The following is a 12320-nucleotide window of genomic DNA, read 5'->3' as shown; positions in this document are numbered from 1 at the left end:
CACGCTTCGCTTTTCACCACTCATTAGGCCGAGCGTTAGCTCGCCTGCTTTTGATCTTGATCTGCCCGCCCCTTCGGGAGGCTGAGTGGAGGCGTTCATCTGGGGGGGGGGCGCGTAGCGCCGTGCGGCGAAGCCGCACACATCGAGAGGAGGTCGAAGCGAAGCCGACCGGAGGCGATGCCCCCAGATGAATGCCGGAGCGAAGGAACGCCGAGCCCAGGCGAGGGGCCGGACGTTCGGGGCGAGCCTTTTTTTGCTTACTTTTTTTTGGCGTTTGAAAAAAAAGTGAGTCGCCGTAAGGGCGAAACCATAAGCGGCCGTTACCGCAGGAATGGATATGTACACCACGCAGAGACAGGTCGGCTATCAGGCCGCCTTCGCAAACAGGCTCCACAGCCCCCCATTACCAAATCGCAGGCGAAAAAAAGGGCAACCGAAGTTGCCCAAAATGCCTTGCGTGCTCATTACATCCAGAAAGAACTACGGCTTACGCTTATGCGAATCCTTCCAGATAAAAAATCCGAACCCTGCGAAAAACAGAACCATGAGGCCGACTGTCAGCACCCCGGCGATCACCACGTTGTCGAAAAACATGACGGCTCTCCTGCACTTGCCCTGTTGCGATAGGGCTAAGTTAACCAATCAGGCAGAAGAGAAAATTGACCAGGATCAATGTCGCCCAAGACAGGGCGTAAAGGAGGGGAAATAACTGACCTGCATCAACGGATGCAGGGTGTTTCAGCGCTTTTTCGGCTTGTTCTTCGGTTTCTTCTTGGCTTTACCCAACGGCATCGCCTGCTCAAACGCCTGACGCACTTCATTCAGACGCTTTTCATTAAGGTCATGAACCCGCTTGGCGCGTTCGGAATTGAGATCAATCAGCTTGTCGTCTTGGCTCATGGTGCTCAGTACATCGTATGGCAGGGTTGTCACAATAATGCGTTCTCACGGCAGCGCTGACCAGCCACAACCTCAAATCTGGATATCGACCCACAACCCCTGGCGCGGCTGATCTTCCATCAACGGCGCCACCGGCACGGTATTGTCGGCATTGAGCTCGTTACCGGGAATCGCCAGATGCTCTTCCGGATCTTCATCAGCCTCACGACGACGCCGTTCCCGCTCCTGCTTGCGCCGCTGTTCCTCGCGCAGCTGAAAAGCCGCTTCTTCGGGATCTCGCTGTTGCAGGTCGATGGTATTTTCGTTGGAGCTTTCCTGCACCGGCACGACAGGCGGAATATCCGGGCGCTGGCGGATCGGGTCCTGCTGTGACGTGATCGGCACGGCACTCAAAGGGAGCATCGGTGGCAGCATAATTATTAGTCTCCTGTCAGCAGGCTGTCGGCTGCGGGGATGGCGACTTGAGCCATCGGTCGCAAACTGTGACCGGTTTGGCACCAATTGGTGCCCCGACCTGCAAGCATCGCGTCGCTGGGCTAACGTAAGAGTGCGAGTTTTTATGAGAGTCCTTTGGCCCTGAAGCCCTCATTCCGTTAAGATAGCCCGCTTTTTCAAGGTGGGAGTCAGGCAGCATGGCGCAGCAGTATCAACCGGGGCAACGCTGGATCAGTGACAGCGAAGCCGAGCTGGGTTTAGGCACCGTTCTGGCACAGGACGGCCGCTTGTTGACCGTGCTCTATCCGGCCACTGGCGAGACTCGCCAGTACGCGCTACGGAATGCGCCCCTCACCCGCGTGCGGTTTTCGCCGGGCGACTCCATCACTCACTTCGAAGGCTGGAAGCTGACCGTCCAGGAAGTCGACGACGTCGATGGCCTGCTGGTTTACCACGGCCTCAACGCGCAGAACGAAGTGGTTACCCTGCCGGAAACCCAACTGTCGAACTTCATTCAGTTCCGCCTGGCCAGCGACCGGTTGTTCGCCGGGCAGATCGACCCGCTGGCCTGGTTCTCGCTGCGCTACAACACCCTGGAACACACCAGCCGCCAATTGCAGTCCGCGCTTTGGGGCCTCGGTGGCGTACGCGCGCAACCGATCGCGCACCAGTTGCACATCGCCCGCGAAGTCGCCGACCGCATTGCGCCGCGGGTTCTACTGGCCGATGAAGTGGGCCTGGGCAAAACCATCGAAGCCGGCCTGGTGATCCATCGCCAACTGCTCTCGGGCCGCGCCAACCGCGTGCTGATCCTGGTGCCGGAGAACCTGCAGCACCAGTGGCTGGTCGAGATGCGCCGCCGCTTTAACCTGCAAGTCGCGCTGTTCGACGAAGAACGCTTCATCGAAAGCGATGCCGCCAACCCATTTGAAGACACCCAGCTCGCGCTGGTTGCACTCGAGTGGCTGGTGGACGACGAAAAGGCCCAGGACGCGCTGTTCGCCGCCGGTTGGGACCTGCTGGTGGTCGACGAAGCGCACCACCTGGTGTGGCACGAAGACAAGGCCAGCCCTGAATACACCTTGGTCGAGCAACTGGCCGAAGTCATTCCCGGCGTCCTGTTGCTGACCGCGACCCCGGAACAACTGGGTCAGGACAGCCACTTTGCGCGCCTGCGCCTGCTTGACCCGAACCGTTTCCATGACCTGCACGCCTTCCGCGCCGAGAGCGAAAACTATCGCCCGGTGGCCGAAGCCGTTCAGGAGCTGCTGGACAAGGGGCGCCTGTCGCCGGAAGCGCACAAGACCATTCACGGTTTCCTCGGCAACGAAGGCGAAGCGCTGCTGACCGCCGTCAATGATGGCGACATCGAAGCCAGCGCCCGCCTGGTCCGCGAACTGCTGGACCGCCACGGCACCGGCCGCGTGCTGTTTCGCAACACCCGCGCCGCCGTGCAGGGTTTCCCGGAGCGCAAACTGCATCCGTACCCGCTGCCGTGCCCGGACGAATACCTCGAACTGCCGCTGGGCGATCACGCCGAGCTGTACCCGGAAGTCAGCTTCCAGGCCCAGCCGGACGCCAACGAAGAAGAACGCTGGTGGAAATTCGACCCGCGCGTCGAGTGGCTGATCGATCAGCTGAAGATGCTCAAGCGCACCAAAGTGCTGGTGATCTGCGCCCACGCTGAAACCGCCATGGACCTGGAAGACGCCCTGCGTGTGCGCTCCGGTATTCCGGCCACGGTCTTCCACGAAGGCATGAACATCCTTGAGCGTGACCGCGCCGCGGCCTACTTCGCCGACGAAGAATTTGGCGCACAGGTGCTGATCTGCTCGGAAATCGGCAGTGAAGGTCGTAACTTCCAGTTCTCGCACCACCTGGTGCTGTTCGATCTGCCATCCCACCCGGACTTGCTCGAGCAGCGTATCGGTCGTCTGGACCGGATCGGCCAGAAGCACATCATCGAACTGCACGTGCCGTATCTGGAAACCAGCCCTCAAGAACGGCTGTTCCAGTGGTACCACGAGGCGCTGAACGCGTTCCTCAACACCTGCCCGACCGGCAACGCCTTGCAGCATCAGTTCGGCCCGCGCCTGCTGCCACTGCTGGAAAATGCCGACGATGGCGAGTGGCAAGCGCTGATCGACGAAGCCCGCGCCGAGCGTGAGCGCCTGGAAGCCGAACTGCACACCGGCCGTGACCGCTTGCTGGAACTCAACTCCGGCGGCGCTGGCGAAGGTGATGCGCTGGTCGAGGACATTCTCGAACAAGACGATCAGTTCGCCCTGCCGATCTACATGGAAACCCTGTTCGACGCATTCGGCATCGACAGCGAAGACCATTCGGAAAACGCCCTGATCCTCAAGCCGAGCGAAAAAATGCTCGACGCCAGTTTCCCCCTGGGCGACGACGAAGGCGTGACCATCACTTACGACCGTAACCAGGCGCTGTCTCGCGAAGACATGCAGTTCATCACCTGGGAACACCCGATGGTGCAAGGCGGCATGGACCTGGTCTTGTCCGGTTCAATGGGCAACACCGCCGTGGCGCTGATCAAGAACAAGGCGCTGAAACCGGGCACCGTGTTGCTGGAACTGCTCTACGTCAGCGAAGTGGTTGCGCCGCGCTCGCTGCAACTGGGCCGTTACCTGCCGCCGGCCGCCCTGCGCTGCCTGCTCGATGCCAATGGCAACGACCTGTCGGCACGGGTGTCGTTCGAAACCTTGAACGATCAACTGGAAAGCGTGCCCCGCGCCAGCGCCAACAAGTTCATCCAGGCTCAGCGCGATCAACTGACGCCACGGATCAACGCCGGCGAAGAGAAGATCTTCCCGCGTCACGCCGAACGGGTTGCCGAAGCGCAACGTCGTCTGGCGGCCGATACCGACGAAGAGCTGGCACGTTTGACCGCACTGCAAGCGGTCAACCCGACCGTGCGCGACAGCGAACTGGTTGCCCTGCGCAAACAACGCGAGCAGGGTCTGGCGATGCTGGATAAAGCCGCGTTGCGGCTGGAAGCGATTCGGGTGTTGGTGGCGGGTTAAACCGCCCCGCTCCACCGCTGAAAACAAGAAGGCCCGCAGTGATGCGGGCCTTTTTTATTGCCTGAAATTTGATGCAGTGATGCTGATGGCCGCATCGCTGGCAGGAGCAGACTAGCGCCCACAGGGGATTTGTTAACGCTGTAGATCCAATGTAGGAGCCAGCCTGCTGGCGATAGCGATTATGCAGTCGCCACTGCAACATCAGATTCACCCACAGCGACCAACCCTTCCTTCATCCGCTTCGAATCCCGAACAAAACACCGCGAAGCCAAAAACAGAAACACCATGGTGAAAAACAGCGCCACCGGGATCAAGTACATCGCGTCATGCAAGCCGACCGCCTTGAACGCCTCGGTCATTTGCTCGGTGCCTGCCGCGGTCATCGCCGTGTGCGCGAAGTGGTCGGACAAACCACCCACCACCACCGGCCCCAAACCACCGCCCAGCAAGTACAACCCGGCGAAGAACAGCGCCATCGCCGTGGCCCGCAAGCGCGGTTCGACCACGTCCTGAATCGCCGTGTAAACGCAGGTATAGAAGTTGTAAGCAAACAGCCAACCCACGCTGAACACTGCCACGAACACCCCGATCTCGATCCGCCCGGCATGCAGCGCCCACGCGGTACAGACCGTCGAGATGATCAGGCTGAACGCCGCAAACAGCAGGCGCCCATTGGCCACTCGCTGGTGAATCTTGTCGGCGACCCAGCCACCGAGCGTCAATCCGAACAAACCGGTCACGCCGACGATCACGCCGGTCGCCACCGCCGCTTCCTGCAACGGCATCAGGAAGTAACGCTGCAACATCGGCACCAGAAACGAGTTGCAGGCATAAGTAGCGAAGTTGAAGCACAACCCGGCCAAGACCAGCCAAAGAAAGGTCGGCACCGCCAGAATTCGCCGGATCGGCTTGTCGACTTTCTCTTGCGAGACCTGCACGGTTTCTGCCGCGCCACGCTTCGGCTCTTTGATGAAGAACATGAAGATCGCGAGGATCAGCCCTGGCACCGCCGCGATGAAGAACGGTGCACGCCAGCTGTCGAACGCTTTGACCATTGCGCCAATGGTGAAGAACGCCAGCAGCAGGCCCAGTGGCAGACCGAGCATGAAAATGCCCATGGCCCGCGCGCGACGATGCGCCGGGAACAGGTCGCCGATCAGCGAGTTGGCGGCCGGCGCGTAACTGGCTTCGCCGACGCCGACGCCCATGCGCACGATCAGGAACGCCCAGAAATTGCCCACCAGCCCATTGACCGCCGTCAGACCGCTCCACGCCGCCAGGCCCCAGCCCATCAGCTTGCTGCGCGAACCGGTATCGGCCATGCGCCCCAGGGGCAAGCCGGCAATGGCGTAGACGATGGTGAATGCAGTACCGATGATCCCCAGCTGAAAGTCGCTGAGGTGCCATTCCATGCGGATGGGTTCGATGATGATGGCCGGGATGGTGCGATCAAAGAAGTTGAACAGATTGGCCAGGAACAGCAGGAACAGAATGCGCCAGGCATTCGCCGCTTGGGTCGAGTTCTGCATGGGGGTCCGTCTCTTTTATTGTTATTGGGGCTTCGCTGTCCCCGGAACCTCCAATCTAGACAGGCCCGCCGGAGCTGTCTGTAATTATTCGTAATGCTGATATCAACCCATGGAGCCAAATCCAAACCTGTGGGAGCGAGCTGCTAGCGAAGAGGCCGGCACATTCAATACAGAGGGTGACTGATCCGCCGCTTTCGCGAGCAGGCTCGCTCCCACAAGGGATTCTGCAAGGCAAGTATTTCTCGCCATTTGGTCACATGAAAAAATACTTTTTCGCCCCCTTCCCAAGTTCAAAGCGAAGCCTAGAATAGCGGCCTTGCCTGCCCCACCAATCCCCTATCCCTCTTTGATTATCGCCCATGTCCGAAGCCAGTCCGTGTCTGAATTGCGGTGCCTGCTGTTCTCATTTTCGCGTGTCTTTTTTCTGGGGTGAATGCACCTCGGCCGGGGGAACGGTGCCTGACGAGCTAGTCGCACCCATCAGCCCCAGCCGGGTGGCCATGCTGGGCACGGACTGCAAACCCACTCGCTGCGTCGGGCTGGTCGGCGAAGTCGGCAGCACCGTGCAATGCTCGATTTACGACCAACGTTCCAGCACCTGTCGGGAGTTCGATGCCTCCTGGGCCAACGGCGAGGCAAATGTGGATTGCGATGCGGCACGGGCAGCGTTCGGATTGCCGGCCCTGCAACCGGAATTCGATTTCCCTTATGAGCAGATCGCCTGAATACCGGCGCCTGTAATTACAAAATGTTCGAATGCAATGTGCCACTACCGTTTGCACTCTTTGTGTGACCTCTATACTCCAAGACATTCGCCAGGGTTCATGGTGTCGGCTGGATAAATACGAGGCGTCCGATGGAGTGGCCAGCTTTATATTTCACGACTCAACTGCCTGAGACTGGCCAGGTCATCCTCAATTGCACCCATAACCCCTTTCTGGTGTTGCTGGCCTATGTGGTCGCCTGTGCGACCGGCTTCGCCACACTGGACATCACCGAGCGGATCGGCCACGCCGAAAAAGCGGCGTCCCAACGTCTGTGGCGCTGGGTTGGTGCCGGGTGTCTGGCGGGCGGTATCTGGGCCATGCACTTTGTCAGCATGCTGGCCTTCCAGGCCCCGATCGAAATCCATTATCAGTTACCCGTCACCCTGATCTCGTTGCTGTTTGCACTGACAGCTTCGTGGCTGGCGATGCATACCCTCAGCCATCCTCATCTGACTTTCTGGAAAACACTGCGGGCCGCGATATGGATCGGCCTGGGTATCGCGACCATGCATTACGTGGGTATGGCCGCGATGCGCTCCTACGCGACGGCCTATTACAACCCTGTCCTGTTCGCTCTCTCTATCGTGATCGCAATTGGCGCCAGCCTGGCGGCCCTGTTGATTTCCCGTCACCTGTGCGAGGGCAGCGGCGTGGTTCATCAACTGCTCAAATACACCGCCAGCCTGGTGCTCGGAGCCGGCATCGTCAGCATGCATTTCACTGGCATGGCGGCGCTCAACCTGGTGCTTCCCATCGATAGCCCCCAGCCATTGCCCGACGACAACACCCACCTGCAACTGGGGCTGACGGTGGCGGTAATGACCTTGCTGATCATCGGCAGCAGCATCAGCGCGGCATTGGCCGACAAGAAGCTGCAACACAAGGAATCCGACCTGAAGCGGGTCAACATCCTGCTCAGCCAACTGGATCAGGCGCGCTTGTCGCTGCAACAGGTGGCGCACTACGACGCGCTGACCAACCTGATCAACCGCCGCGGCTTCAATCAGATTTTCGCCGAAAAACTGCTCGAAAAGACCAACGAAGGCGGGATGCTTGCCGTGATGTTCCTCGACATCGACCACTTCAAGCGGATCAACGACAGCCTGGGCCATGACGCCGGCGATGAATTGCTCAAGGTCCTGGCCAGCCATATCAAGGATTCGGTACGCAGCCATGACGATGTGGTGGCGCGCTTTGGCGGGGACGAGTTCTGCATCCTCATCGGGCTGCATGAGCTTGAAGAAGCCCGGAGCATGGCCCAACGCATCATGCTGAAGATGAAGGAGCCCATCGAGCTGTCCGGCCGCAGCATGGTCATGACCACCAGCATCGGCATCAGCGTTTTTCCGCAAGATGGAACGACCTGCGAGGAGCTGCTGAAAAACGCCGACCTGGCGCTTTACCAGTCCAAGGGCAGCGGGCGCAACGGGCTGCATTTTTTCAGTCCACACATGAAAAACCGTGCCACGCTGGAGCTGCAACTCGAAGAAGAACTGCGGTACGCCCTGCGCAACGACGCCGGTCTGATCCTTTATTACCAACCGATCTACGACCTGAAAAGCGGCCAGGTCACCAAACTCGAAGCGCTGATTCGTTGGCAACACCCGGTTCACGGGTTGCTGGCACCGGATCGGTTCATTGCTATTGCCGAGGCCAACGGCCTGATCAACGAACTGGATAACTGGGTATTGCACAAGGCCTGTGAGGATCTTGGAGTGCTGTCTCGCCAGGGGCGCGAAGAACTCAAGATCGCCGTGAACTGCTCGCCGCTGAACCTCGCCCGGGAAGAGTTGGCCGATGAAATCGAAAACGCCCTGCGCATCGCCGGAGTGTCACCACAACGGCTGGAACTCGAAGTCACCGAAAACGCGCTGATGGGCAATCTCGCCAACACCCTGGCGTTGTTGAAGCAGATCCGTTCTCTCGGCGTCTCGCTCTCGATCGACGACTTCGGCACGGGCTATTCATCCCTGGCCTACCTCAAGCGCCTGCCGCTGAACACACTGAAAATCGACCGCTCGTTCATTCAGGACATCCCCAAGGCCACCCAGGACATGGAAATCGTCCACGCCATTATCATCATGGCCCACACCCTGCATTTACAGGTCGTCAGCGAGGGCGTCGAAACGCCCGAGCAACATGACTTTCTCGAACGCCAGGGCTGCGACCTGGTTCAAGGCCACCTGCTCAGCCGCCCGGTACCGCTGGCCGAGCTGCCTGCGGTGCTGGCCGAAATCAATCAGCGCAAACATTCACGCAGTGTCAGTTCTCTGAGCCTGGCTACGGTACAACTGCACTAACGTCGACGGATCCTTTTCCAAAAAGCCCTGCCCCCCATGCAGGCGCATCAGTTGTGCGGCCAAGCCGCTGATCGGCGTGGCCGAGCCCTGTTCGCGGGAGAATTTCACCGCGGTGTCGAGGTCTTTGAGCAGCGTACGCACGTGCCACTTCACCGGTTCGAAACGACTCTCGGCCATTTGCGGGGCGAGGATCTGCAGCGGTTTTGAATCGGCGAACCCTCCCGCCAGCGCCTCGGCGATCAGGCTGGCGTCAACCCCGGAGCGCTCGGCCAGTGCCACCACTTCAGCAATCACCAGTGCATTGCAGGCAACAATCATCTGATTACAGGCCTTGGTCACCTGCCCGGCGCCGACACCGCCCATGTGAGTCACCCGCTGACCTAGGTTCAACAGCACCGGCCTGACTCGCTCAAGGTCTGCCGCTTCGCCGCCGACCATAATGGCCAGGCTACCGGCCTCGGCACCGACGACCCCGCCGGACACCGGAGCGTCCAGCCAACGCATGCCGCATTGGTCGACAAGCGCCGATGCCATGTCCCGCGTCGCCGTCGGTTCCAGACTGGAAAAGTCCACCAGCAACTGACCGCTTTTCGCCCCCTCGGCAATGCCAGCCGGACCGAAAACCACCTCGCGCACCACCGCCGTGTCCGCCAGGCACAGCATCACAACTTCGGCGTGCCGAGCCAATTCGGCCGCTGTCGCCACTTGCCGGGCGCCGGCCTCGACCAACGCTGCGCACTTGGCCGGGTTGCGATTCCACACCGTCAGCGGATACCCCGCCGCCAACAGGCGGCGGCACATGGGCAAGCCCATCAGGCCGATTCCGGCAAAACTCAACGAAGGTAGCGTTGACATCATTTAGCCTTCTTTTTGATTAAAGATCGCAGAATATTGGCCGATTCATCATGACTAAGGAAAGGATTCCCCCGAGCGACGCTCAGGCTTAGTCCCTGACGCTTGGGCAAAATACGCGCTAAAAAAGTCGCGAGTTCCTATTCCGTGAAGGTTCGACGACACCGTGTCGCCGAGCTAACCAGCCCAGGTACATGGCGCCCAATGACCTCTAAAAATAATCCGGCCACTACGGTTTCCGACCTGACACTGAGCCCCGCGGCGAACAGCCCCTCATCGTCGAAGCCATTGATCCCGTCACGTCCTCTGGCCAGTCAGCAATACCTGTATTTCACCGAAACCAACACCGACCGCATCCTCGATAACCTCGATGGCCTGCGCGACATGGTGTTCCCGCGCCCACCGCACCTGGAAGGCGACAACGAACAGCACAGCGATCAGGAATTCCCCTCGGTGTGCCTGATCGGCCTGGGACGTTGCGGTTCCAACATCGCGCTCGACGTCGCTGAGCTGGTGTACAACGCCCGCAAGTTCTACCTCAACGAATTCAACAACGAAGACCGCCTGTCGCCGGACAAACGTTACGCCGAAAAGGGTTACAGCCCGGCGCAGTGGATCCGCAACAACCTGCGCCTGGGGCCGAACAAGGCCACCAAACCGGTGTTCCTGGTCGAGCCGCTGGTGATGCTCGGCGACCTGGACAAAGACATCGCCGGTCGCATCCGTTTCTCGCGCAAGGGCGAAAAGAGTGGCTTCCTGCGCGACTACAGCAAAATGAAGATCATGGACTTGTCGGAAGTCCACGCCGGTGGCGCCGGTAACGCGCCGATCCTCGGTCAGTACCTGGCCAAGATCATCCTGAACAAGGACACCCAGCGTTTCTCCAGCCCGGACTGGAAAATGATTCACTCGTACCTGATCGACAGCTGCGGGATCAAGGCCAACCAGTCGCGCCTGTATTTCTCGATCTTCAGTGCCGGCGGCGGTACCGGTTCGGGCATGGCCTCGGAATTCGGCCTGGCCCAGCAACACTCGTACATGAACAAGACGTTCGACACCAAGCCGATGGATGAGCACGACGGCAAGAGCGGTCACTCCTTCGTCTTCGAGCCGATCTTCACCAGCGGCATCTGCGTGCTGCCGAACATTTCCGATCACCGCAGCGAAATGTCCGAGGCGCTGCACATCAACGCCGGTCGCCTGCTGTGCAAATACCTGTCGGAAGAGTGGGACTTCTCCTATAACTTCGCCAACGAAGACAGCAGCGAGGCCAGCGTCATGGGCCGGATCCGCCCATGGAACGCCATGATGCTGATCTCCAACGACATCATGCGGTATGCCGAAGAAAGCGATGACGGCAACATTCAGAACATCGACGTCAACGCGATGGAAAAGCACGCCAACCAATACATCTCGCAGCAGATTTTCAACATTCTGACGGCGCAGGCGGTCACGACTGACTACGACCAGAACTATTTCCGTCGCGCCGGCATCGACATCGGCGAAACCATTCGCCTCGACGCCAACGACCTGTTCATGAGCCTGGCCGGCCCGGTGGCGATTGCCTACGCCGAGTCCGTGGTGCCGGAAACCCCGCCGCCGAGCAGCGACAAGTTCAAGGTGTTCGAGAAAGAGCCACAGCGTCTGAACATCGACGACCTGTTCTTCCGTTCCATCGACCTGCCGCACTTCAACAAAGTGACCCAGGCGATCGAAGGCATCAGCCTGTTGCCGATCGAGTCCAAGCGCTATCGGGCCTCGCTGGAGCAGTACAAGAATTCCGGTTATGACGCGGCCGCGTTGCACGACCTGCACTTCTTCAAGAACTGCTCGTCGGTGGTGTCGATTGTCTCGCTGCCGAAAGACTACAAGCTGTCCTACATGGACTTGAACCGGTTGAAGACCCACCTCAACAGCCTGTTCCCCAACACTACGCTCAAGCGTTATGCCCTGGTGATCGGCGCTTCGGCCAACTTGTCGCTGACCACCCTGATCGCCAAGAGCCCGTGCCTGTCGGACGATTTCCTGACGCTGATCGTGGCCTTCATCAAGCGCTGCTTCGCGAAGAACCCGTACCGCTTCGACGACACCCTGGATAACTCGATCCTCGACTTCATCATCAATGAAGACTTCGACGAAGACCTGATCGACGATCTGCTGAACGAGTTCGAGAACCCGGCGAAGATCCTCGACACCAACTGGTACGCGATCAAACCGATGTACGAGAAGAAGTACCGCGAGCTGATCAACGACAAGGACAAATTCGTCTCGATCAACGACATTCGCCTGTCGCGCGACTGCGTGAAGAAGGCGATCAAGTACCTGCGTGAGATCTACCGTCACCGGATTGGCAAGACCAAGGTTATTTCGCTGAATAACCATACCGGTAAAACCTTCTAAAACCGCGTCGCGCCCAATCGCGAGCAGGCTCGCTCCCTCAGGGATCGCATTTCTTCTGAAGAAACGCGGTTAACTGTGGGAGCGAGCCTGCTC

9 protein-coding genes are annotated in these 12320 nt (G+C 59.5%); 4 read left to right on the top strand and 5 right to left on the bottom strand.

All coding sequences use genetic code 11. From position 1 onward, the window contains the following. Positions 1-480: 480 nt before the first annotated feature. From ccoM to QMX98_RS26295, 3 genes are all read right to left on the bottom strand, one after another. Entirely contained in the window at positions 481-594 is a 114-nt protein-coding gene (gene ccoM / locus QMX98_RS26305; protein WP_010462558.1) for a cytochrome c oxidase subunit CcoM, read from the bottom strand. Positions 595-738: 144 nt separating this feature from the next. Continuing rightward, complete coding sequence (locus QMX98_RS26300; RefSeq protein ID WP_007935839.1) at positions 739-900, bottom strand: hypothetical protein; 162 nt, start codon at positions 898-900, stop codon at positions 739-741. Positions 901-972: 72 nt separating this feature from the next. Continuing rightward, complete coding sequence (locus tag QMX98_RS26295; RefSeq protein WP_010462560.1) at positions 973-1314, bottom strand: hypothetical protein; 342 nt, start codon at positions 1312-1314, stop codon at positions 973-975. Positions 1315-1532: 218 nt separating this feature from the next. On the opposite strand from QMX98_RS26295, the gene rapA reads away from it, so the two are divergent. Next, positions 1533-4379 (top strand): RNA polymerase-associated protein RapA, encoded by a 2847-nt coding sequence (gene rapA, locus QMX98_RS26290; RefSeq protein WP_010462562.1) that lies wholly within the window; start codon positions 1533-1535, stop codon positions 4377-4379. Positions 4380-4558: 179 nt separating this feature from the next. On the opposite strand, the gene QMX98_RS26285 is transcribed toward rapA, so the two are convergent. Beyond that, on the bottom strand, positions 4559-5908 hold the full coding sequence (locus QMX98_RS26285; RefSeq protein ID WP_221108579.1) for an MFS transporter: 1350 nt from the start codon (positions 5906-5908) through the stop codon (positions 4559-4561). Positions 5909-6267: 359 nt separating this feature from the next. On the opposite strand from QMX98_RS26285, the gene QMX98_RS26280 reads away from it, so the two are divergent. Next, positions 6268-6633, top strand: a complete 366-nt coding sequence (locus tag QMX98_RS26280) for a YkgJ family cysteine cluster protein (RefSeq protein ID WP_282411594.1) — start codon at positions 6268-6270, stop codon at positions 6631-6633. Between the two features lie 131 nt (positions 6634-6764). Further along, on the top strand, positions 6765-8975 hold the full coding sequence (locus QMX98_RS26275) for a bifunctional diguanylate cyclase/phosphodiesterase (protein WP_282411593.1): 2211 nt from the start codon (positions 6765-6767) through the stop codon (positions 8973-8975). On the opposite strand, the gene QMX98_RS26270 is transcribed toward QMX98_RS26275, so the two are convergent. Next, a complete protein-coding gene (locus tag QMX98_RS26270; protein ID WP_195842067.1) occupies positions 8928-9833 on the bottom strand; it encodes an NAD(P)-dependent oxidoreductase in 906 nt (301 codons plus the stop codon). The genes QMX98_RS26275 and QMX98_RS26270 overlap by 48 nt on opposite strands. A gap of 198 nt (positions 9834-10031) precedes the next feature. Here QMX98_RS26270 and QMX98_RS26265 point away from each other — a divergent pair, with 198 nt between their 5' ends. Further along, entirely contained in the window at positions 10032-12227 is a 2196-nt protein-coding gene (locus tag QMX98_RS26265; protein ID WP_077749561.1) for a hypothetical protein, read from the top strand. The last annotated feature ends 93 nt before the right edge of the window (positions 12228-12320 follow it).

This window comes from Pseudomonas sp. PS02303 (assembly GCF_029959925.1).
Classification (GTDB): Bacteria; Pseudomonadota; Gammaproteobacteria; order Pseudomonadales; family Pseudomonadaceae; genus Aquipseudomonas; species Aquipseudomonas mandelii.
Note: the sequence above shows the minus strand (reverse complement) of the source record. Positions and strands in the feature narration are given on the sequence as shown.